The organism is Pseudomonas indica NBRC 103045 (genome assembly GCF_002091635.1).
GTDB classification, from domain to species: Bacteria; Pseudomonadota; Gammaproteobacteria; order Pseudomonadales; family Pseudomonadaceae; genus Pseudomonas_M; species Pseudomonas_M indica.
The window spans coordinates 556,704-579,303 of sequence record NZ_BDAC01000001.1 but is presented as its reverse complement, the minus strand read 5'-3'; the positions used below and the strand labels follow the sequence as shown (position 1 = coordinate 579,303).

17 protein-coding genes and 1 riboswitch are annotated in these 22,600 nt (G+C 64.5%); of the genes, 10 read left to right on the top strand and 7 right to left on the bottom strand.

Features of this window, described 5'->3' with window-relative positions; all coding sequences use genetic code 11:
• Positions 1 to 323 precede the first annotated feature (323 nt).
• The 3 genes from PIN01S_RS02615 to PIN01S_RS02605 all read right to left on the bottom strand — a co-directional run bounded on the left by PIN01S_RS02615 (position 324) and on the right by PIN01S_RS02605 (position 4,966).
• Positions 324 to 2,648, bottom strand: coding sequence for an Ig-like domain-containing protein (locus tag PIN01S_RS02615; protein WP_084333566.1), 2,325 nt, complete (start codon positions 2,646 to 2,648; stop codon positions 324 to 326).
• A 61-nt stretch (positions 2,649 to 2,709) separates the two neighbouring features.
• A riboswitch (cyclic di-GMP riboswitch) is annotated at positions 2,710 to 2,784 on the bottom strand.
• Positions 2,785 to 3,179: 395 nt separating this feature from the next.
• Positions 3,180 to 3,329: a hypothetical protein gene (locus tag PIN01S_RS26630; RefSeq protein ID WP_169715774.1), complete on the bottom strand. Its 150-nt coding sequence runs from the start codon at positions 3,327 to 3,329 to the stop codon at positions 3,180 to 3,182.
• A 278-nt stretch (positions 3,330 to 3,607) separates the two neighbouring features.
• Entirely contained in the window at positions 3,608 to 4,966 is a 1,359-nt protein-coding gene (locus tag PIN01S_RS02605; protein ID WP_084333564.1) for a sigma-54 dependent transcriptional regulator, read from the bottom strand.
• 348 nt (positions 4,967 to 5,314) lie between these two features.
• On the opposite strand from PIN01S_RS02605, the gene PIN01S_RS02595 reads away from it, so the two are divergent.
• Both PIN01S_RS02595 and PIN01S_RS02590 read left to right on the top strand, forming a co-directional pair.
• Positions 5,315 to 7,063, top strand: a complete 1,749-nt coding sequence (locus PIN01S_RS02595; RefSeq protein WP_084333563.1) for an ExeA family protein — start codon at positions 5,315 to 5,317, stop codon at positions 7,061 to 7,063.
• A 3-nt stretch (positions 7,064 to 7,066) separates the two neighbouring features.
• The gene (locus PIN01S_RS02590) at positions 7,067 to 7,816 is read left to right on the top strand and encodes a general secretion pathway protein GspB (RefSeq protein WP_084333562.1); all 750 of its coding nucleotides are present in this window, start codon (positions 7,067 to 7,069) and stop codon (positions 7,814 to 7,816) included.
• Between the two features lie 47 nt (positions 7,817 to 7,863).
• Here PIN01S_RS02590 and PIN01S_RS02585 read toward each other — a convergent pair whose 3' ends face one another.
• Together PIN01S_RS02585 and PIN01S_RS02580 are read right to left on the bottom strand one after the other, a co-directional pair.
• On the bottom strand, positions 7,864 to 9,240 hold the full coding sequence (locus tag PIN01S_RS02585) for a TRAP transporter large permease (protein ID WP_084333561.1): 1,377 nt from the start codon (positions 9,238 to 9,240) through the stop codon (positions 7,864 to 7,866).
• Positions 9,233 to 9,778, bottom strand: a complete 546-nt coding sequence (locus PIN01S_RS02580; RefSeq protein ID WP_084333560.1) for a TRAP transporter small permease subunit — start codon at positions 9,776 to 9,778, stop codon at positions 9,233 to 9,235. The genes PIN01S_RS02585 and PIN01S_RS02580 overlap by 8 nt, the downstream gene beginning before the upstream one ends.
• Positions 9,779 to 10,125: 347 nt before the next feature.
• On the opposite strand from PIN01S_RS02580, the gene PIN01S_RS02575 reads away from it, so the two are divergent.
• On the top strand, positions 10,126 to 11,223 hold the full coding sequence (locus PIN01S_RS02575) for a TRAP transporter substrate-binding protein (RefSeq protein ID WP_084333559.1): 1,098 nt from the start codon (positions 10,126 to 10,128) through the stop codon (positions 11,221 to 11,223).
• A gap of 174 nt (positions 11,224 to 11,397) precedes the next feature.
• Here PIN01S_RS02575 and PIN01S_RS02570 read toward each other — a convergent pair whose 3' ends face one another.
• Entirely contained in the window at positions 11,398 to 11,802 is a 405-nt protein-coding gene (locus PIN01S_RS02570; RefSeq protein ID WP_084333558.1) for an acyl-CoA thioesterase, read from the bottom strand.
• A 253-nt stretch (positions 11,803 to 12,055) separates the two neighbouring features.
• On the opposite strand from PIN01S_RS02570, the gene PIN01S_RS02565 reads away from it, so the two are divergent.
• From PIN01S_RS02565 to PIN01S_RS02535, 7 genes are all read left to right on the top strand, one after another.
• Positions 12,056 to 13,024 carry a phosphate ABC transporter substrate-binding protein PstS family protein gene (locus PIN01S_RS02565; RefSeq protein WP_084333557.1) on the top strand — a complete coding sequence of 323 codons (969 nt, stop codon included), beginning with the start codon at positions 12,056 to 12,058 and terminating at the stop codon, positions 13,022 to 13,024.
• Positions 13,025 to 13,164: 140 nt separating this feature from the next.
• On the top strand, positions 13,165 to 15,450 hold the full coding sequence (locus PIN01S_RS02560) for an ABC transporter permease subunit (RefSeq protein ID WP_084333556.1): 2,286 nt from the start codon (positions 13,165 to 13,167) through the stop codon (positions 15,448 to 15,450).
• A gap of 132 nt (positions 15,451 to 15,582) precedes the next feature.
• Positions 15,583 to 17,253, top strand: coding sequence for a phosphate ABC transporter permease PstA (gene pstA, locus PIN01S_RS02555; RefSeq protein WP_084333554.1), 1,671 nt, complete (start codon positions 15,583 to 15,585; stop codon positions 17,251 to 17,253).
• 96 nt (positions 17,254 to 17,349) lie between these two features.
• A complete protein-coding gene (gene pstB, locus PIN01S_RS02550) occupies positions 17,350 to 18,183 on the top strand; it encodes a phosphate ABC transporter ATP-binding protein PstB (protein ID WP_084333552.1) in 834 nt (277 codons plus the stop codon).
• Positions 18,184 to 18,295: 112 nt separating this feature from the next.
• Positions 18,296 to 19,018: a phosphate signaling complex protein PhoU gene (gene phoU / locus PIN01S_RS02545; protein WP_084333550.1), complete on the top strand. Its 723-nt coding sequence runs from the start codon at positions 18,296 to 18,298 to the stop codon at positions 19,016 to 19,018.
• Between the two features lie 108 nt (positions 19,019 to 19,126).
• The gene (locus tag PIN01S_RS02540; protein ID WP_084333548.1) at positions 19,127 to 20,032 is read left to right on the top strand and encodes a response regulator; all 906 of its coding nucleotides are present in this window, start codon (positions 19,127 to 19,129) and stop codon (positions 20,030 to 20,032) included.
• A 140-nt stretch (positions 20,033 to 20,172) separates the two neighbouring features.
• A complete protein-coding gene (locus tag PIN01S_RS02535; protein WP_084333546.1) occupies positions 20,173 to 21,069 on the top strand; it encodes a peptidoglycan DD-metalloendopeptidase family protein in 897 nt (298 codons plus the stop codon).
• Positions 21,070 to 21,158: 89 nt separating this feature from the next.
• Here the strand turns inward: PIN01S_RS02535 and PIN01S_RS02530 are convergent, their stop codons facing one another.
• On the bottom strand, positions 21,159 to 22,496 hold the full coding sequence (locus tag PIN01S_RS02530; protein WP_084333544.1) for a hemolysin family protein: 1,338 nt from the start codon (positions 22,494 to 22,496) through the stop codon (positions 21,159 to 21,161).
• Positions 22,497 to 22,600: the final 104 nt, after the last annotated feature.

Sequence of the window (22,600 nt, the reverse complement as noted above, 5' to 3'; positions counted from 1 at the left end):
TCCCTGGCCAACCGCGCCTCTCGCGGCATCCATGCCGCTCGTCCCCCTACACGACGATTCCGCTCGGCCTCCTGACGGGGCGTCCGAGTTGGCCCAACCTCTTCTGCAAGTCTTCTGGCAATGCGAAAGCCCCAGGATCACTTCACTGCGCCGAGCGGCACGAATCTCCCCTCTCCCGTTTACGGGAGAGGGGTCGGGGGAGAGGGGTTTGCCACGTACAAAAGAAAGGTCGTGGTTAGAGAACTTCATTCAAATCCGCAGCAGCTAAGCCGGGCGAATTCATTTGTCTCTACAGGAGCTTCGGACATCCCTGTCCGCCCCGATCAGCGGTTGCCGTTCCCCTTGCCACCGCTGATGGTGGTGCTGCTGCCGGACAGGCTGACGCTGACGGTAGCCGAGGCGCTGTTCTTGCCGTCGCTGATGGTGTAGCTGAACTGGTCGCTGGATTTGAAGCCCTTGGCCGGGGTGTAGGTGAGGGTGCCGTTGCTGTTCAGCTTGACGCTGCCCTTGCCGCCCTGGGTGAAGGTGACCACGTTGATCGCGTCGCCATCCGGGTCGCTGTCGTTGGCCATGACGGCGATGGTAACGGCGGAGATGCTGGCCAGGGTGGCGCTGTCGTTCACCGCCTTCGGCGCCTGGTTGGCGACGCTGGCCGGGTTGTCCACCACGAAGCTGGCGCTGCCGGTGGCGGACAGACCGTTGGCCGTGGCGGTGGCGCCGACGCTGTAGAAGCCATCGACGGCGGTGCTCGCCGCGCTGACCTGCAGGGTGGTGCTGGCGCTGGCGCCAGGAGCCAGGCTGAGGCTGGCGCTGCCCAGGTTGGCGTTCCAGCCGCTCGGCTTGTTGGCGCTCAGGCTGAAGCTGCTGCTGGCGCAGCCGGCGCTGTCCTTGTTGGTCACGCTGACGGTGTAGGTGTAGCTGCTGCCGGCCGGCAGCCAGGTGCTCTGGCCGGGGGTGACGCTGATGCTCGGCGCGGCACGGGTGCAGGTGGGGGCGGCGGCGCTGCCGCCGAAGTCGACGCTGACCAGGGCCTGGCTGGCGTCGGTCCACTGGGTGGTGAGGGTCATGCCGTTGGCGCTGAAGCTGCGGCCGCCGACCAGGGCGGCATCCTTCATGTCGACGAAGTTGCTGCCGGCGGTCATGTCCAGCAGGTAGCCGCTGTTGCCGTTGGCCGGGCTGGCCTGGCGCACGGAGACGCCCTTGAACACGTTGTTCACGTCGACCACGCCACGGTCGGTGAGCTGCGCGTCGAAGCCGATCGGCTGGCGGAATTCCACATAGAGGTAGCTGGGCTGGCCGCTGGCGTCGGTGCCGTTGGCGATCTTCAGAATCTTGGCACTGCTGGTGGCGCTGCTCATGGGCTTGAGGTAGAAGCTGCCGGCGCTGCCGACGGTGATCAGGTTGCCGCTGGCCAGCCAGCCCAGGCGCTCCTTGGCGAAACCGTTGAAGTGCCCGACGGTGCCGGAGTAACCCATGATGTCGAGGGTGTCGCCATACTCCTGGGCGGTGCAGGTGCTGCCGAGGGTGGTGTCGCCGCAGTCCAGCGCGTGGGCGTGGTGCAGGCCGAGGTTATGGCCCATTTCGTGGGCGACGGTGCGCAGGATCAGGCTGTTATGAATCCAGGCGGCGGAAGGCTTGGTGCCGACCTGGCCCATGCCGCTGTAGCCGCAGGCGTTCTTCGGGAAGACATAGACGAAGCGGTCGTAGTTGGCCAGGGTGTAGCCAGAGGCCTGGGCCGCTTCCTTGGCGTACTTCTCGATGGCGAAGCCGTCGCACACGGTGCTGCTGACCGGAAGGGTGTACCAGCCGGCGACCGTGCCGGTGAGCCAAGTCTGCTGGTTGGAGTTTTCCTTGAAGAAATCGCTGACGCCGCCAGCACCGAACAGCAGGCTGTTGGCCTGGCTGGCGGTCCACGGCTTGTCGCTCGGCGCGTCCTGGAAGTTGACCAGGATGGCCAGGGTGCGCTGGGCGCCCAGGGTGTTGGGCAGGGCGCTGGTGGTGCCGGTGGAGGGGGTGGTCGTGGTGGCGCCATCGGCGAGCAGCAGGGTGCTGTCGTCGGCGATCACCAGGTCGCCCTGGATCGGGTCGAGACCGGGTTGGGCGCTTTCCAGCAGCCAGCCCTGGGCGCGCACCGGGGTGCCGCTCTGCCATTCCTTGTCGCGACGGGCGAAGTGCAGCTCGAAGCGCTCGCCGAAGGGCGTCTTGAGGAAGTGGCGCAGCTTGTGGGAGCCGTCCTCGTAGTCTTCGTAGAGCACGTCCAGTTCGCCTTCCAGGTCCACCCGCTGTTCCAGCTTGGCGAGCACCTCGGCCGGCATGCCGCTCTGGCGGTCTTCCGGAATGACCACGCGCAGCACCTCGGCCGGATGGCTCTGGACCAGTTCTCCGAGCAGTTGGCGGCGCTGCTCGGCCTTGGCGGCGAGCTGCTGGCGCAGGCTGGTGCGTTGGCTGGCATCGGCCTTGAGCCAGCGCTTGTACTGGGTCAGGAGTTCCGTGGTGCGTGCGCTGGCGGCCTCGCGGGCCTCGCTGGCGTGGGCCGCGGTGGCGGTGTGCTCATGGTCCGTATGGGAAGCGGCTGCGGCGAGGGAGGTGCTGGCGACGAGCACGCAGGTGCAGAGCAGGGACGCGGCGAAGGGCCGGGACAGGCGCATGGGTCTCTCCTGAATCGAGTCAGAAGAAAGTCCTCTTCACGGCTGTCCATAGGAGTTCTCCTTCGGCAGTTCGGCGATCCCGGTGGGACCCGTGACTTTGCGTCGCCAGGTTGCCCTGGCTTTGCCTTTGTCGGGAGAGGAGCTTTCTGTCTTGCTGTTACAACAGGGGTAGCGAACTACCCGGTTAAAGCCCCTCGATCAGGGTGCGGGCTTTAACGCCCGAAATCCGACCTTGAAAACCTCAGTGTTCACTGCCGAAGCAGCGGGGAATTTCCTGTTTCACTTACGCATTCGCGGTGTTCAGTTTGCGTACATGCGTAATGGGTGCGGAATCTATCATGGGGTTTGATCATTTTTTATACAGATATGGCATAGGTGCCGCTTCGTTTGGTTAAAAAATGATCTGGAACTTTTGCGTCTAACAAGCGAAACGGCGACGCTAGAGCCTCTGGTTAAAAAATGACCAGTCGAGAGGTGGAAACGACCGCTCATCCCCTCGATGCAGGGATCGTGAGGGCGGTCACATTGCGCTCAGGGCAGCAGGTCGGTGTCGTCGACTTCGTCCCACAGCAGGATCACCGGTTTGCCGCTGGGGTGGATGTGCTGCAGGACCCGCGTCTTGCGATGCAGCTGTTGCCAGGCGAGGAAGGGGGTGTCGCCGAACAGGGGGAAAACGGTCAAGCCGTTGTTGTCCGCGTTCCCGGTGTTCGACCCGGCGTCGCATCGACCGGTCGAGGCCGGCGGTGGGTGGTCGGATGACCTGCGTCCGCTTTCGATCATGACGGTTGCTCCGAAAAAGAGCGTTGCCGCGATTACCTGATCGAATCGCTCGAATCAGGAGTGAAGAATAAATAGCAAAGGCCGCGCCATCGCCGTATCGCCTTGATCTGCAAGGCTTCTGGCGAGAGCGGGGGAGAGGCGGCGGTGGATTTGTTGCACCCGGCTTACAGGCATCTCGACTAGCGGATGCCGTACTTCTCCATCATGCGGTAGAGCGTGACGCGGGAAACACCGAGCATCTTGGCGGCCTGCGAGACGTTGTTCATGGCGTGGCTCAGGCAACTGCGCACGGCGAGTTCTTCGGCATGGGCGCGCGCCTGTTCGAGGGGGACCACCTTTTCTTCCGGCTTGCTTTCCTCCAGGCCGAGGTCCTTCGGCGTGATCATGCGGTTCTCGCTCATCACCAGGGCGCGGCGGATGCGGTTGATCATTTCCCGAACATTCCCCGGCCACTTGTATTGCAGCATGGCGGACATGGCCTGGCGGGTGAAACCGCGTGCGCTGGTGCCGTATTCCTTGCCGAACTTGTGCAGGAAGTAGAGCGCCAGCAGCTCGATGTCGCTGCCGCGCTCGGCCAGGCGCGGGACATTGATGTTGAGCACGTTGAGGCGGTAGTAGAGGTCCTCGCGGAAGCGCCCTTCGTCGACGGCGCGTTCCAGGTTGGCGTGGGTGGCGGCGATCACCCGCGCGTTGCTGGTCAGGCTCTGGTTGCCGCCAAGGCGCTCGATGGTCTTCTGTTCGAGAAAGCGCAGCAGGTAGACCTGCAACTGCGGCGGCAGGTCGCCGATCTCGTCGAGGAAGATGGTGCCGTTCTGCGCGGCCTCGATGCGCCCGATCTTGCGCTTGTAGGCGCCGGTGAAGGAGCCCTTCTCGTAGCCGAACAGCTCGGCATGGATCAGCGTTTCCGGCAGCGCGCCGCAGTTCACCGCGACGAAGGGCCCGCTGCGTTGCTGGGAGCGCTGGTGGATGGCGCGGGCGATCATCTCCTTGCCGACGCCGGTCTCGCCACGGATCAGCACCGGCGCATCGACGGCGGAGACCCGGCGAATCTGGTCGAAGATCGCCAGGAACTGCTTGCTGCCGCCGACCATGTGGAACTCTTCCACCGGCAGCAACACGTTCTGCTCCAGGTCGCGCAGCCGGGACATGCCGTGCAGGTGGCCGAGGGCGCACTTGAGGTGGGTGTTGTCGCTCAGCGGCAGGGTGAAATAGTCGTAGAAGTGCTCGTAGATCAGGCGGCGGAAGTCGAGGTTCTGCAGGTCTTCCGGGCGGGTCAGGGCGAGCCAGGAGACGTGCTCGTCGGCGGCCAGGAGTTCCTCGAGCTGTTCGTAGCGTTCCTCGTTGACCCCGCGCAGCAGGGCGATGCCCACGCGGTAGGTGTGCTGCTTGAGCAGCGACTGGGCCATGACGGTGCCGCTGGCGCGATCGAAGACCCAGTCAGGAATCTGCAAATCTGCATGCAGATGTTCATCGCCGGGCAGATCGAGAAGAAGGGCGCGGCGGGGTGATTCTGGCAATGGACGGGCTGTCGCGGACATTTGTTAAGTCCTTGAAACACTTGGCCTAAAGAAGCTCATGCGAGCCGGTGCGCCCCATGCTTGAGTGTAGATCAGCGGTGACAGTCGCCTGTCTTGACGACGAAAGGTATGGCGTGGCGCCACCACTCATCGGATGCACTGTAACGAACTGGAAACCGCACCTCGGACCTCTATAGTCAGCTGTAGCAGGCCGTTGAAAAACGTAGGCGAGGCAGCCGAGACAAGGCAAAAACAGCCGAAAAAGCGCAGTTTACGTGTTGTAAATGAGCATTTTGAGGCTGTTTTTAACGCCGTATCGGCAACGCAGGTAGTTTTTCATGGCCTGATAGACGTGCGAGGTACATCGCCATGTACAGTCACTACTTCGGCTTCACCGAACTGCCCTTCACCATCGCCCCGGACCCGCGCTACCTGTACCTCAGCGCACAGCACCGCGAAGCCCTGGCCAACCTGCTCTACGGCATCAATTGCAACGGTGGTTTCGTGCTGCTCACCGGCGATGTCGGTACGGGCAAGACCACCGTCTGCCGCTGCCTGCTCGAACAGTTGCCGGCCTCGACCGAAGTGGCCTTCATCCTCAACCCGAAGTACGGTATCACCGAGCTGCTGGAAGCGATCTGCGACGAGTTGAAGATCGATTACCAGCACAGCCGCAACCGTATCAAGGGCTACATCGACGCCCTCAATGCGCACCTGCTGGCGGCCCATGCCCGCGGTGTGAACACCGTGCTGATCATCGACGAGGCGCAGAACCTCGGCCTTGACGTGCTGGAGCAGATCCGCCTGCTGACCAACCTGGAAACCAGCAGCCAGAAGCTCCTGCAGATCATTCTGATCGGCCAGCCGGAGCTGCTGGACAAGCTGGCCCGGCCGGAACTGCGCCAGCTCGACCAGCGCATCACCGCGCGCTACCACCTGAATGCGCTGACCCGTGCCGAGCTGGATGCCTACGTCAGCCATCGCCTTGCGGTGGGCGGCAGCGATGCGCCGCTGTTCAGCCGTGCCGCGCTGCGCCGGTTGCATCGCCTGACCCGCGGCGTGCCGCGCATGGTGAACATTCTCTGCGACCGCGCCTTGCTCGGCGCTTTCGTCGAGCGCCGCAACAAGGTCGGCTGGCGGATCGTCAATCAGGCGGCGCATGAGGTCCTGGGCAGTCGTCCGAGGCCGATGCCGGTCTGGCGGATGGCGTTGTTTTCGCTGTTTCTCCTGGTGCTGTTGCTGGCCGGCTTTCTCTATCCGGGCGGGCGCGACATTGCCGCCCTGGTGCGTCTGCCCGGCCAGGAGACGCCCGCGCCGGCCGCCACGCCCGTGCCGGTACCGGAAGCGAGTGTGGCGCCGGTTGCTGCACCGGAGGTCGAGCCGGACCTGCTGGTCGCCTCGCTGGAGCCGACCGCGGCGGGGCCTGCCGAGGGACTGACGCCCGCGTCCTACGAACCAATGCCTTCGCGCAGCGGCCCGGGCGACTGGCGCTGGCCAGAGGGCACCGATCTCGCGGCCACCGAGCCGATGGCCTATCAGGCGTTGTTCCGTGCCTGGGGGATCGCCTATGACCCGACCACGGCGCCGGTGGTCTGCCGCTTCGCCCGCAGCCATCAGCTCGGTTGCCTGTTGCAGCCGGTGGACCTGGACGAACTGCTCAAGTTGAACCAGCCGGCAGTGGTCAGCCTGAACAACGCGTTGGGGCAGCGTTTCTTCGCCACCCTGCTGCGCATCGATACCCAGACCGGCGTCGCCACCCTGGAGGTCGCCGGGGAAAACCGCGAGGTCGACTTGGCCGAGCTGCGCGTCTGGTTGAACGACCGCCAACTGGTGCTCTGGCGTTTGCCGCCGGGCTACCAGGCACCGCTGCGTCCGGAGGCCAACAGCCCGTTGGTGAGCTGGCTCGACCAGCGTTTCGCGCAGTTGCAGAAGCGGCCGCCGCGCACCTTGAAAGGCGAGCGCTACGACGAGGAACTGCAATTGCTGGTGCTGTCCTTCCAGCACCATTACCAGTTGGTCACCGACGCGGTAGTGGGGCCGCAGACGCTGATCCAGCTGAGTGCCCTGACCGAGCCGGACATCCCGCGGCTGACGGCCACGGAGCCCGAATGGGAGTGATCCATGTCCTACATCCTCAATGCCCTCAAGCATTCTGAAAGCCTGCGGACCCGCAGTGACGTTCCGCACATCGATACCCAGCAGGAATTCGTCGAGCTGCACCAGCAGCGGATGGAGGGCCGCCATTGGAAAGGGCTGGCGTTGCTGGTCGCGGGCGCGCTGCTGGCGAGCCTGGCCGCGTGGCTGTTGCGCAGCCCACCGGATGAACTGGTTGTACCCGCGCCCGTGCCGATGGCGCCCATCGCGAAGGAAGCCCCGCCTCCGGCCTCGACAGCCGTGATCGACGAACCCGCTTCGCCCGCAGAAGCCGCACCGGGAGTCTCCACGTTGCAAGGGATGGCCGGGGTGCGCATCCAGGTCGAGGACGAGGAGACCCAGGCCGCGCCGCTGGCCCTCGAATTGCCGGTGCGGGCCGGACGTGTCCCGGCCGCCGTAGCTGCGCCGGCACAACGGCAGGTAGCGCCGCCGGTTGCCGTCTCGCCTCCTGCGGATGCAGTCGAACCGCCGGCGGACGAACTGGGCGATGCGCAGCACTGGAAGAAGCTGCCCTCGGCGATCCAGAAACAGTTGCGCGACATGGCCTTCAACGCCCATGTCTATTCGGCGAACCCGTCGTCGCGTTTCATCCGTGTCAGCGGCCGGACGCTGCATGAAGGCGATGCGCTCAACGCCGAGCTGCGCCTGCAACAGATCACCCGCGACGGCCTGGTGTTCACCTACCGGAACGGGCGCTACTGGCTGCGTTTGAATTGAGGGGCGGGCAGAAATGAAAAGGGCCGCTGAGCGGCCCTTTTCTTATGTCACTTGGCGTACACCACGCTCGGTAGCCAGGTGATGATCGACGGCCAGAGATAGGCGATCACCAGCATGCCGAGCTGGATCAGGATGAACGGCACCACGCCCTTGTACATGGTGCTGGTCGGCACCGAACTCGGCGTGACCCCGCGCAGGTAGAACAGCGAGAAGCCGAAGGGCGGCGTGAGGAACGAGGTCTGCAGGTTCAGCGCGATCATCACGCCGAGCCATACCGGGTCCAGGCCCATGGCCAACAGCACCGGGCCGACGATGGGTACGACGACGAAGGTGATCTCGATGAAGTCGAGGATGAAGCCGAGCAGGAAGATCACCAGCATCACCACGAAGAAGGCGCCGAACACGCCGCCGGGCAGTTGCTCGAATACGTCCTCGATCAGCACTTCGCCGCCGAAACCACGGAACACCAGGGAGAACAGCGAGGCGCCGATCAGGATCAGGAACACCATCGAGGTGATTTCGGTGGTGCCGTAGGCGACTTCGCGGAGCTGGGTGAAGCTCAGTTTGCGCTTGAGCAGCGCCAGCAGCATCGCGCCGAGGGCGCCGAGCGCCGCTGCCTCGGTGGGCGTGGCGTAGCCGGCGAGGATCGAGCCGAGCACGGCGGCGATCAGGATCAGCGGCGGCATCAGGGCGCTGAACAGCTTGCCCCATTCGATCGGGCCGAGTTCTTCCTGGGGCAGGGCCGGCAGCTTCTTCGGCTGGGTCACGGCGACGAAGATCAGATAGAGGATGTACAGGCCGACCAGCACCAGGCCGGGAATCAGCGCGCCGACGAACAGGTCGCCCACGGAAACGGTCTTCGGCGAGTAGATACCCATCTTCAGCTGGGCCTGCTGGTAGGCGCTGGACATCACGTCGCCTAGCAGGACCAGGATGATCGACGGCGGGATGATCTGGCCCAGGGTGCCGGTGGCCGCCAGGGTACCGGTGGCCACCGCCGGGTCGTAGCCGCGGCGCAGCATGGTCGGTAGCGCCAGCAGACCCATGGTCACCACGGTGGCGCCGACGATGCCGGTGCTGGCGGCGAGCAATGCGCCGACCACGCAGACGGAAATCGCCAGGCCGCCGCGCAGGGTGCCGAACAGCCGCGACATGGATTCCAGCAGGTCTTCCGCGACCCGTGATTTCTCCAGCATCACCCCCATGAACACGAACAGCGGCACGGCCAGCATGGTCTGGTTGTTCATGATGCCGAACAGGCGGTTCGGCAGGGCATGCAGGAAGCCGGCGTCGAAGGTGCCGGTGAGGACGCCGATGCCGGCGAAGGCCAGGGCCATGCCGCCGAGGGTGAAGGCTACCGGGTAGCCCGCCATCAGCGCGACGCAGATGCTGACGAACAGCAGGATCGCCATCAACTCAGCCATGCTTCACCTCCGTGACGGGCTGGCGGCCGGTAAGCAGGTAGCCGGCCTTGATCAGCTCGGCCACACTCTGCAGCAGCAGGCTGACGACCAGAACCAGGATGATGCTCTTCTGCAGGTAGACGAAGGCGAGACCGCCGGCCTCGTTGGACTTCTCGGCGGTCGCCCAGGAGGTGGTCACATAGTCCCAGCTGTTCCAGCCGAGGAACAGGCACACCGGGATCAGGAACAGCAGGTTGCCGACGATCTCCACCAGCGCCTGGCGGCGTCCGGAAAACTTCTGGTAGAAGATGTCCACCCGCACGTGGGCGCCGCGTTGCAGCGTCCAGGCGGCGGCACCCATGAACACCAGGGCATGGGCATAGAGCACCGCTTCCTGGAGGGCGGTCGCGCCGATGCCGAAGCCGTAGCGCAGCACCACGACTACCGCCGTGCCCAGGACCAGGAACAGGGTCAGCCAGGCGCAGCCTCGGCCGAATAGGGAGTTGAGCGCATCGAGCCCGTGCGCGACGCGGAGCAAGGGAGGGACTTTATCGGACATCGGGGGCCCTTTTTTTCTTATGGATAAGGGGACACGACGGCCTTTGTGGGGCCGCCACGGTGTAATACCGCATCCAGCGGCGCCAAAATGCCATGTCCGCAGCACGCGTACTGAGCGATGGCACGTATTTTCCTGTCTGTCTGCGCGACTCGGCCCGCCATTGCGAGTAAGGTTCTTCGCGCGGCCGGCGCGGGATTCTAGGCATGGCGAAGTGATCGCAGCAATGCCGCTGCAACTTTAGTCGTACCGGCTACGCTTGAGAGTCACGTCCCCCGTATGCTAGCAATGCCACGTTTGTCCATCGGCGATCCCGTTGGTCAGACCACTACAACAACAAGGAGTACTGCATGAAACGTCGCGACATACTCACCGCCGCCGGGGTCGGTCTGGCCGCCACTGCGCTGGCCGGTTGCCAAAAGCAGACCGAGACCGCATGCGAACAGCAAAGCACTGGTCAGACCTTCAACTGGAAGATGGTCACTTCCTGGCCGAAGAACTTCCCCGGTGTCGGCGTGGGGGCCGAACGCTTCGCCAAGCTGGTCGAGGAAATGAGCAACGGCCGCCTGAAGATCAAGGTCTACGCGGCTGGCGAACTGGTCCCGGCGCTGGAAGTCTTCGACGCGGTTTCCCGCGGCACCGCCGAGATGGGGCACGGCGCTCCCTATTACTGGAAAGGCAAGGTCCCGGCCGCGCAGTTCTTCTGTGCCCTGCCGTTCGGCCCGAATGCCCAGGAAATGAACGCCTGGCTGCACAAGGGCGGCGGCATCCAGCTGTGGGAAGAGGTGTACAAGCCGTTCGGCGTGCTGCCCATGGCCTGTGGCGCCACCGGCGTGCAGACCGCCGGCTGGTTCAACAAGGAAATCAACTCGGTCGACGACTTCAAGGGCCTGAAGATGCGTACCCCGGGACTGGGCGGCGAAGTGCTGACCCGCATGGGCGGTACCGTGGTCAACATGCCGGCCGGCGAGATCTTCACTGCCCTGCAGACCGGCGCCATCGACGCCACCGAGTGGATCGGCCCGTACAACGACCTGGCCCTGGGCCTGCACAAGGCTGCCAAGTACTACTACACCCCGGGCTGGCAGGAGCCGAACGTCACCTTCGAACTGGACGTCAACATCAAGGCCTGGGAAACCCTGCCGGCTGACCTGCAGGCCATCGTTCGCGCGGCCGCCCGCGACGTCAACGGCGACATGCTGGATGACTACAACGCGCGCAACATGGAAGCGATGGAAACGCTGAAGAAGGAAGGCGTGGATGTGCGCCGCCTGCCCGACGAGGTGCTGGCCAAGCTGCGCGAAGTCGCGGCCGAGGTGGTGGATGCCACTGCCGCCGCCGACCCGGTGGCGACCAAGGTCTGGGAACAGCAGAAGGCCTATCTCCAGCGCCTGTCCGACTACGCGGAAGTCAACGAACGGGATATCTACAACATCCGCCGCAGCTGATGTCCCGCCGTTGAACGAGAACGCCGGCGTGAGCCGGCGTTCTGCTTTCTGCGATTCGGGGATAGTGCGGCGGGGCGAGGATGAATTCGTACGCGGCGGTTCGCCCTGCCTATCCTCGCCGGGCGAATAAATCGCTCCTACAAAGCCGGTCTGGTGCGATGCGTTCCCGCAGACTCAGCTGCGCCGTGGCGGAACCGGGCGGGTACGACCGCTGCCATCGATGGCGACGAAGACGAACACCGCCTCGGTGACCTTGCGCCATTCACTGGAGAGCGGGTCGTCGCTCCATACCTCGACCAGCATCTGGATCGAGCTGCGGCCGATCTCCAGGGTCTGGGTGTAGAAGGACAATTGCGCCCCCACCGCCACCGGGACCAGGAATGCCATGCGGTCGATGGCCACCGTGGCGACGCGGCCGCCGGCCACCTTGCTGGCCATGGCGGTGCCGGCCAGGTCCATCTGGGATACCAGCCAGCCACCGTAGATGTCGCCGAAACCGTTGGTTTCACGCGGCAGTGCGGTGATCTGCAAGGCCAGATCGCCTTGGGGGATCGGGTCTTCCTGTTCTAAATCGTTCATGGTCGGAGGCTCGCGGCGCGGTTGTTGTTCTGTGCGCAGAACCCGCGTGGTGGCGGGCCGGCGATTATACCGACTGGTGGGTCGGCCGACGACTGCGACGCCGTCGAAAACGTCAGGATATGTTGCCGCACCCCCAGCGGAAAGGGCGTCGTTCGCACGTCACGCAATTGTCACATTGAGTTCATAGAGTAGTCACACGGCCTCCCGATACTGGCCGGCGCCAACCAATCACAATCCTTGCTAGGAGCATGGCATGAAACTGAAGCGTTTGATGGCGGCCCTGACTTTCGTCGCCGCTGGCGTGAGTGCCGCAACCGCGATCGCCTCTGTCGATCCGGCCCTGCCGAACTACGAAAAGACTTCCGGCGTTTCCGGTAACCTGTCCAGCGTCGGCTCCGACTCCCTGGCCAACCTGATGACGCTCTGGGCCGAAGAGTTCAAGCGTAACTACCCGAACGTCAACATCCAGATTCAGGCTGCCGGTTCCTCCACCGCGCCGCCGGCCCTGACCGAAGGCACCGCCAACCTCGGCCCGATGAGCCGCGCCATGAAGGACAACGAGCTGCAGGCCTTCGAAGAGAAGTATGGCTACAAGCCGACCGCCATCCCGGTGGCCATCGACGCCCTGGCCGTGTTCGTGCACAAGGACAACCCGATCAAGTCCCTGGATATCGCCCAGGTCGACGCCATCTTCTCCAGCACCCGCCTGTGCGGTGGCGAGAAGGACATCAAGACCTGGGGCGACCTGGGCCTGACCGGCGAGTGGGCGAGCAAGCCGATCCAGCTGTTCGGTCGTAACTCGGTATCCGGCACCTACGGCTACTTCAAGGAAGAAGCCCTGTGCAAGGGTGACTACAAGTCCAACGTCAACGAGCAGCCGGGTTCGGCTTCCGTGGTGCAGTCCATCTCCAGCACCCTGAACGCCATCGGCTACTCGGGCATCGGCTACAAGACCTCCAGCGTCCGCGCCGTACCGCTGTCGAAGAAAGGCGGCGAAGCCTTCGAAGCCAACGAAGAGAACGCTCTGGCTGGCAAGTTCCCGCTGGCCCGCTTCTTCTACGTCTACGTCAACAAGGCGCCGAACAAGCCGCTGAGCCCGCTGGACGCCGAGTTCGTCAAGCTGGTCCTGTCCAAGCAAGGCCAGGAAGTGGTGGTGAAGGATGGCTACATCCCGCTGCCGAAGAAAGTGATCGACAAGACCATGAAGGAACTGGGTCTCTGATCCGGTAATGGCTGCGGCAAGGACGCCGCGGGCGCAAGCCTGACGCCACAGCGTAGCCCGCCTCTCGTTTTCGATGGGCGGGCTACGCTGCGTCACCACGCTGTAACTTTTCTGTCACACATGGCCGCTAGGGTGTGCGCATGAATGACTTGGCTAACGCTTCCATGACCGCTTCCTCGAATTCGCACCGGCTGGACTTCAATACCCCGGCCCTGCAGCGCAAGCGCCGCATCCGTGCCCTGAAAGACCGTCTGGCCCGCTGGTGCGTGTCGATCGGTGGCCTGGCCGTGCTCGGGGCCATCACGCTGATCTTCTTCTATCTGGCCCATGTGGTCCTGCCCATGTTCCAGGGCGCCGAAATGACGGCGCGCAAGCCGCAGCCGGCGGCCTGGCTGGCCGAGGCGGGCGAGCCCCTGTTGCTGGCCATCGAAGAGCAGAACCAGGTCGCGATGCGCCTCAGCCGCAACGGCCAGGTCCAGTTCTTCGACGTGAAAAGCGCCGCGCCGCTGAATCGCATCGAATTGCCGATCCCGCAAGGCGCGCAGGTCGCTTCGGTCGGCCAGGACGTCCCCGGCAGCAACCGCGTCGTGCTCGGCCTGTCCAACGGCCAGGCCCTGGTGTTCCGGCACATCTACAAGGTCACCTACCCGGACAACAAGAAGACCATCAGTCCGCAGATCGAATACCCCTACGGCGAAACGCCAATCGTCCTCGACCCGAACGGCAACGCGCTCGATCACGTGGCGATCAGCGAGAGCAGTTCCGGCCCGATGCTGGCGGGTTCCACCGGCAGCGAAGTGCACCTGATCAGCCTGAGTCGCGAAGAGAACCTGCTGACCGGCGAGGTCAACCTGGAAGAAGAGCGCATCGCTCTCCCGCAGATCGCCGATCCGATCAAGCAACTGCTGATCGACCCGCGCCAGCTCTGGCTCTATGTCTTCAACGGTCGCGCCACCGCTGACGTGTTCGACCTGCGCAAGCGGGTGTTGAACGGCCGCTATACCCTGCTGCAGGACCCCCAGGCCGAAGTCTCCAGCGTGTCCGCGCTGCTCGGCGGCATCTCCCTGATGGTCGGTGACTCCAAGGGCGGCATCCAGCAGTGGTTCATGGTCCGCGACGCCAACGGCAAGGCGGAGCTGAAGAACATCCGAGGCTTCCAGTTGGGCAACGCCGCCATCAGCCAGATCGTTCCGGAAGAGCGCCGCAAGGGCTTCATCGCCCTGGATACCGCCGGCAAGCTGGGGATTTTCCATAGCACCGCGCACCGCACCCTGCTCACCGAGCCGGTCGCCGAAGGCGCCGCCATCGCCGCACTGTCGCCACGAGCCAACCGCCTGGTGGTGGAGTCCAAGGGCCAGTTGCAGCGTTTCCTGGTCGACAACCCGCACCCGGAAATCTCCTGGAGCGCGCTCTGGGGCAAGGTCTGGTATGAGAGCTACGACGAGCCCAAGTACGTCTGGCAGTCCACCGCTGCCAACTCTGACTTCGAGCCCAAGCTGAGCCTTTCGCCGCTGGCCTTCGGTACCCTCAAGGCGGCCTTCTACGCCATGCTGCTGGCGGCCCCTCTGGCGATTGCCGCGGCGATCTACACCGCTTACTTCATGGCCCCGGCAATGCGCCGCAAGGTCAAGCCGGTAATCGAGCTGATGGAAGCGCTGCCGACGGTCATCCTCGGCTTCTTCGCCGGCCTGTTCCTGGCGCCGTACGTGGAGAACCACCTGCCGGGCATCTTCAGCCTGCTGCTGCTGACGCCATTGGGCATCCTGCTCGCCGGCTACGTCTGGAGCCGCCTGCCCGAGTCGGTGCGCCTGCGCGTGCCGGACGGCTGGGAAGCGGCGCTGCTGATCCCGGTGGTGCTGGCGGTCGGCTGGTTCGCCCTGGGCATGAGCGGGCACGTGGAGAACTGGCTGTTCGACGGCAACATGCGCCTGTGGCTGTCCAACGACCTGGGCATCCCCTTCGACCAGCGCAACGCCCTGGTGGTCGGCCTGGCCATGGGCTTCGCGGTGATCCCGAACATCTATTCGATCGCCGAGGATGCCGTATTCAGTGTGCCGAAGAGCCTCACCTTCGGTTCCCTGGCCCTGGGCGCCACGCCCTGGCAGACGCTCACCCGCGTGGTGATCCTCACCGCCAGCCCCGGCATCTTCTCGGCACTGATGATCGGCATGGGTCGCGCCGTCGGCGAGACCATGATCGTGCTGATGGCCACTGGCAACACGCCGATCATGGAAGCGAACATCTTCGAGGGCCTGCGTACCCTCGCCGCCAACGTGGCGGTGGAAATGCCGGAGTCCGAGGTGGGCAGTACCCACTACCGCGTGCTGTTCCTCGCCGCGCTGGTACTGCTGCTGTTCACCTTCGTGATGAATACGCTGGCCGAGCTGATCCGTCAGCGGCTGCGCGGCAAGTATGCGTCTCTATAAGACATGGCCCGCGCAGCGGGCTCATCCGATAGCCCTCTCCCATTCATGGGAGAGGGTGCCCGAAGGGCGGGAGAGGGTTGGTGCGGATGGCGCCGATCCCCAGCGGCAAGCGAATTCGAAAGGTGAAAATCCGTGAAGAAGGATTCCCTGAAAACCTGGTTCAAGAGCGGCTCTCCCTGGGTCTGGCTGAATGGCGGCGCGGTGTCGATCGCCATCATCATGACCTTGGGTCTGCTGGCGTTGATCGCCGTGCGCGGCCTTGGCCACTTCTGGCCGGCCAACATCATCGAAGGCACCTACCAGATTCCCGGCGAGCCGGCGAAGACCCTGGCCGGTGAAGTGGTCCAGGCCGAAGAGGTGCCGCGTGCGCGCCTGGCGGCCACGGGCCTGCCGGTGAACGTGGAAGGCGGCGAATTCATGACCCGCGAGTTGCTCAAGGTGGGCAACCGCGAAATCTTCGGCGCCGACTTCAGCTGGGTGATCGGTGAGTGGCTGAGCGATGTGCGCCGCCCGGCCGAGCTGATGGCTATCGAGCGCCGCGAGTGGGGCAACTTCTACGGCTATCTGGTCAACGTCAAGGAAAGCGGCCAAGTGGTGGCCGAGGGCGAGGGCGCCTGGGACGAATTCCAGAAGCGCATCGAGCGCGTGGACCTGCTGCATACGCAGATCGAGCGCCTGGAGAAAAAGGACATCGGTCGCATCAACGCCGGTCTCGAACGCCTGCGCCTGAAAACCCGCAAGCTGGAGCTGCAAGGACGCCTGGACGCCGTTGCGCAGGCCGAGCTGGACGCCGAGCGCGCCGAACTGGATGCCGAGTACAAGGTGCTGGAGAGCCAGCTTTCCGACCTCCACCAGCAGTTCCAGCGCGACAGCGTCACCGTGAAGGTGAGCGATGGCCGTGAGATCGAGTTGAACATGGGCAAGGTGGTCCGTGCCTTCCGCCCGAACGCGATGTCCATGCTGCAGAAGTTCGGCTTCTACTTCGGCAAGCTCTGGGAGTTCGTCAGTGACGACCCGCGCGAGGCGAACACCGAAGGCGGCATCTTCCCGGCGATCTTCGGCACCGTAATGATGGTGCTGCTGATGGCCGTGCTGGTAACCCCGTTCGGCGTGATCGCCGCGGTCTACCTGCGTGAATACGCCCGCCAGGGTCCGCTGACCCGCGTCATCCGAATCGCTGTGAACAACCTCGCCGGCGTGCCGTCGATCGTCTACGGTGTGTTCGGTCTGGGCTTCTTCGTCTATGTCCTGGGCGGCTCGCTGGACCGGCTGTTCTTCCCCGAGGCCGCACCGGCGCCGACCTTCGGCACCCCCGGCCTGATGTGGGCCTCGCTGACTCTGGCCATCCTCACCCTGCCGGTGGTGATCGTCGCTACCGAGGAAGGCCTGGCGCGGATTCCCCGTGCGGTGCGCGAAGGCTCCCTGGCGCTGGGCGCGACCAAGATCGAAACCCTGTGGAACGTGGTCATCCCCATGGCCAGCCCGGCGATGATGACCGGCCTGATCCTCGCCGTGGCGCGTGCCGCCGGCGAAGTGGCGCCGCTGATGCTGGTCGGTGTGGTCAAGCTGGCGCCGAGCCTGCCGCTGGACGGTAACTATCCGTACCTGCACCTGGACCAGAAGATCATGCACCTGGGCTTCCATATCTATGATGTCGGCTTCCAGAGCCCCAACGTCGAGGCCGCGCGGCCGCTGGTATATGCCACCGCGCTGCTGCTGGTGGTAGTGATCGCCCTGCTGAATTTCAGCGCGGTGTACATGCGCAACCACCTGCGCGAGAAATACAAGGCCCTGGACCATTAACAGCAGCTGCAAGCCTCGAGCCGCAAGCTTCAAAAACAGCGGCTCCCGGCTTGCGGCTTACAGCTTGCAGCGTGCCGCTGCGAACGGAGTGAGCATATGCAACACGAAACCCACAGCCATGGCATCGACATCGCTGCCCTTGGCCGCGACAAGCAGAACCTGCGCCTGGCCGAGGAGACCGTGGCGATCGAAGTGCCCGGCCTGAATTTGTTCTACGGCGACAAGCAGGCGCTGCACGGCGTGTCGATGAACATCCCGAAGCAGCGCGTCACCGCCTTCATCGGCCCGTCCGGCTGCGGCAAGTCGACCCTGCTGCGCTGCTTCAACCGGATGAACGATCTGGTGGACGGCTGCCGTGTGGACGGCGAGATCAACCTGGACGGCCGCAACATCTACCGCAAGGGCGAGGATGTCGCCGAGCTGCGCCGCCGCGTCGGCATGGTGTTCCAGAAGCCCAACCCGTTCCCCAAGAGCATCTATGAGAACGTGGTCTACGGCCTGCGCATCCAAGGCATCAACAAGAAGCGCGTGCTCGACGAAGCGGTCGAGTGGGCCCTCAAGGGCGCCGCGCTCTGGGACGAGGTCAAGGACCGCCTGCACGAGTCCGCCCTCGGCCTCTCGGGCGGCCAGCAGCAGCGTCTGGTGATCGCCCGCACCATCGCCGTGGAGCCGGAAGTTCTGCTGCTCGACGAGCCCTGCTCGGCACTGGACCCGATCTCCACCCTCAAGGTGGAAGAGCTGATCTACGAACTGAAATCCAAGTACACCATCGTCATCGTGACTCATAACATGCAGCAGGCCGCCCGGGTGTCCGACTACACGGCGTTCATGTACATGGGCAAGCTGATCGAGTTCGGTGACACCGATACGCTGTTCACCAACCCGGCGAAGAAGCAGACCGAAGACTACATCACCGGACGCTACGGTTAAAAAGGGCAGCGGCAAGCCGCAAGTTTCAAGCGGCAAGCAAGAGCAACCAGTGCACGAATACTTAGCTTGCAGCTTAAGGCTTGCAGCTTGAAGCTTTCGCGGAGCGAAACGAATGATCGACAAAGACAGCCTTACCCACCATATCTCCCAGCAATTCAACGCCGAGCTGGAGGAAGTGCGCAGTCACCTCCTGGCCATGGGCGGGCTGGTCGAGAAGCAGGTCAACGACGCGGTCACCGCGCTGATCGACGCCGACTCCGGCCTGGCCCAGCAGGTGCGCGAGATCGACGACCAGATCAACCAGATGGAGCGCAACATCGACGAGGAGTGCGTCCGCATCCTCGCCCGTCGCCAGCCGGCGGCCTCCGACCTGCGCCTGATCATCAGCGTGTCGAAGTCGGTGATCGACCTCGAGCGCATCGGCGACGAAGCCTCGAAGATCGCCCGCCGCGCCATCCAGCTCTGCGAGGAAGGCGAGTCGCCGCGCGGCTACGTCGAAGTCCGCCACATCGGCGACCAGGTGCGCAGGATGGTGCAGGAGGCGCTGGACGCCTTCGCCCGCTTCGACGCCGACCTGGCGCTGTCGGTGGCGCAATACGACAAGACCGTCGATCGCGAATACAAGACCGCCCTGCGCGAACTGGTCACCTACATGATGGAAGATCCCCGCTCGATCTCCCGCGTGCTCAACGTGATCTGGGTGCTGCGTTCGCTGGAACGCATCGGCGATCATGCGCGCAACATCGCCGAATTGGTGATCTACCTGGTGCGCGGCACCGACGTGCGCCACATGGGTCTGGCGCGCATGCAGGAAGAAGTGCAGGGCAAGGAATAAGTCCCGGCCGCGGAGGCGAGCCCGTCGGCCGGTAGGCCGATGTCCCGCTTCCGTTGGCCTTTGGCCAGCCTCCGAGGCTATGCTTAGGCCATTCTTCAGGAGTGGCCAATGACTAAAGTCCGTGTGCTGGTGGTGGACGACGCGTCCTTCATTCGTGATCTGGTGAAGAAGGGGCTGCGCGACCACTTTCCCGGCATCCAGATCGAAGAAGCGATCAATGGGCGCAAGGCCCAGCAGATGCTGTCCCGCCAGCCGGTCGACCTGATCCTCTGCGACTGGGAAATGCCGGAGATGTCCGGCCTGGAATTGCTCGTCTGGTGCCGCGAACAGGCGGAGCTGAAGGGCGTTCCCTTCATCATGGTCACCAGCCGCGGTGACAAGGAGAACGTGGTCCAGGCCATCCAGGCGGGCGTCTCCGATTACATCGGCAAACCCTTCTCCAACGACCAGTTGATCACCAAGGTGAAAAAGGCCCTGCACCGCGCCGGGCGCCTCGAAGCCCTGGCCGCCAGCGCCCCGGCACGCAGCCTCGCCGGCGGCCTGCCGAACGATTCGCTGGCCGCGCTGACCGGCGGCAAGGCCGAGGTGATCAAGCCCACGGCACCGGAACCCGCACCCCGTGCCGCCCCCACCCCCGCCCCGACGGCTTCGGCCAAGCCCGCCGCCCAGGCGCCCGGCGGCCGTGGCCAGGGGCAATTGCGCCTGCCGGGCGGCAACATGGCCTGCGTAATCAAGGCCCTGAGCCTCAAGGAGGCCCTGGTGGTGGTGCGTCGCGGCGACCCGCTGCCGCAGGTGCTGGAAAGCGCCGTGCTCGACCTGGAGCAGGGCGAAAGCGCCGAAGTGGCGCGCCTGAACGGCTACCTTCATGCCGTCGCCGCGCTGGAACCCAAGCCCGACAGCGAATGGCTGCAACTGACCTTCCGCTTCGTCGACCGCGACCCACAGAAGCTCGACTACCTGTCCCGCCTGATCGCCCGCGGCACCGCGCAGAAGCACTTCGTACCCGGCGCCTGACGCGGGTCAGCACCACGCCGTACCGCTCGTCAGGCGAAGTGCAACTACGTCACACACCGACGGCTGGCGTCTCGCGAAGGCATTTTGCCGCTGCTAGTCTTACCAGCCCGGATACTCATAAGTACTAGATCCGTGACGTTATGCTAGGGCGCCTGATTCTTCTCTGCGGTTTGTTGACCGCGACCGCGCCGGTCGCGGCCCTGACCATCTACAAGTACACCGATGCCAACGGCGTGGTCACTTACAGCGACAAAGCCGTGGCAGGGGCGGAGGTGTTCGTCTTCCGCGACCGCATGGTCGAGCGGCTGGATAACCTGGTGAAGCTGGAGACCAAGAAGCACGACGCCGGCGAGACGCTGCTGGTGCGTAACGATCTCTATGCACCGGTGGAAGTCGAGTTGAGCCTCAAAGGCGTGGAGAACGCCCTTGGTGCGCCGGAGAAGCCGATCCGCTGGGTATTGCCGCCGCGCAGCAACATCCGCCTCGCCACCCTGGCGCCTCGCGATGCCGACAAGCCGATGCGCTACACGCCCAAGCTGCGCTACGCCATGGGCGACCCCCGCCTGAAGCCGAGCTTGCATCGTTATCCGCTGCCCTGGCGCGGCGGCCCGTTCCGCCTGACCCAGGGCGCCAACGGCAAGTACAGCCACTTCACCCCGAAGGGCCGCTATGCCATGGACATCGCCATGCCCGAAGGCACGCCCATCGTCGCTGCGCGCAGCGGGATGGTGGTGAAGATCGAGAACGGGCAGAGCGGGCGCGGCAACAACCCTTCCGGCAACTACGTGCGCATCCTCCACGACGACGGCACCATGGGCGTCTACCTGCACCTGATGAAAGGTTCGGTCAGCGTCCGCGAAGGCCAACGGGTGGAGGCCGGCAGCTTCATCGCCCGCTCCGGCAATACCGGCAACAGCACTGGGCCTCACCTGCACTTCGTGGTCCAGCGCAACGTCGGCCTGGCCCTGGAGTCGATCCCCTTCCAGTTCGCCCAGCCGGTGGACAGCCTGCCCAACTTTGCAGTTGGCGGCGAATAAAAAAGCAGCGGCAAGCGGCAAACCATAAGCTGCAAGCGACTCAGTGCTGCCTTTACTTGCCGCTTGAGGCTTGTCGCTTGTGGCCGCTTTTAGGCTAATTTAAGGACCTTGGCCAGGACGATCTTCGGGCCTTTCATCTTCTTGATGACGATGCGCAGGCCTTCGGTCTCCACCACTTCCTCTTCATCCGGCATGCGCTTGAGGGTCTCGTAGACCAGGCCGGCCAGGGTTTCCGCTTCGATGTGGTCGAGGTTGAGGCCGAGCAGGCGTTCCACCTTGAACAGCGGGGTGTCGCCACGTACCAGCAGGCGGCCCGGCTGGTAGGCGAGGATGCCGCGCTCGGCCTTGCGGTGTTCGTCCTGGATATCGCCGACCAGCACTTCCAGCACATCTTCCATGGTCAGGTAGCCGATCACCTTGCCGTCGGCTTCCTCGACCAGGGCGAAGTGCGAGCCACCCTTGCGGAATTGTTCCAGCAGATGCGACAGCGGCATGTGCTTGGACACGTGCTCGATGGGGTGAATCAGGTCGCTGAGCTTGAGCGCCGAGGGCAGCATTTCCAGCAGCGACAGTTGCAGCAGCAGGTCCTTGATGTGCAGCAGGCCGATGAACTGGCCGGCTTCCTCGTCGTACACCGGGTAGCGGCTGTACTTGTGGCGGCGGAACACGCTGAACACTTCGTGCAGCGGCGCGTTGCGTTCGAGGTAGACCAAGTCCTCGCGGGAGTTGGCCCAGTCCACCACTTCCAGTTCGCCCAGCTCCACGGCCGAGGCCAGCACGCGCATGTCCTGGTCGCTGGGGTCGCGGGCACGGCTGGAGTGCAGGATCAGCTTCAGTTCGTCGCGGCTGTAGTGATGCTCGTGGTGCGGACCGGGCTCGCCCTGGCCGGCGATGCGCAGAATGGCGTTGGCGCTGGCGTTGAGCAGCCAGATCGCCGGGTACATCAGCCAGTAGAAGGCGTACAGCGGTGCGGCCGTCCACAGCGAGAGCAGCTCGGGCTTGCGGATCGCCCAGGACTTGGGCGCCAGCTCGCCGATCACGATATGCAGGTAGGAAATGATGAAGAAGGCACTGAAGAAGGCGATGCCGTGGATCAGCGCCGGCGAGCCGATGCCGAGGGAGGTCAGCAGCGGTTCGAGCAGGTGGGCGAAGGCCGGCTCGCCGACCCAGCCGAGGCCGAGGGAGGCGAGGGTGATGCCCAACTGGCAGGCCGACAGGTAGGCGTCGAGCTGGCTGTGCACGCGGCGCAGCAGGCTGCCGCGCCAGCCGTGCAGGTCGGCGATGGTCTCCACGCGGGTACCGCGCAGCTTAACCATGGCGAACTCGGCGGCGACGAAGAAACCGTTGAGCAGAACGAGGAAGAGGGCGAAGAGAATCAGGCCGAAGTCGGCGAAATAAGCGCTGGCGCTAAAACCGGAAGGGTCCATGGGGGCGGTTTGTGTCTTGTGATTCCAGATAAATGGGGACGGGAAAGCGTATCTCAAGCCCCGCAGACTAACCGCAGGTGGCTGGCTTGCCCAGGCCCGTGGGA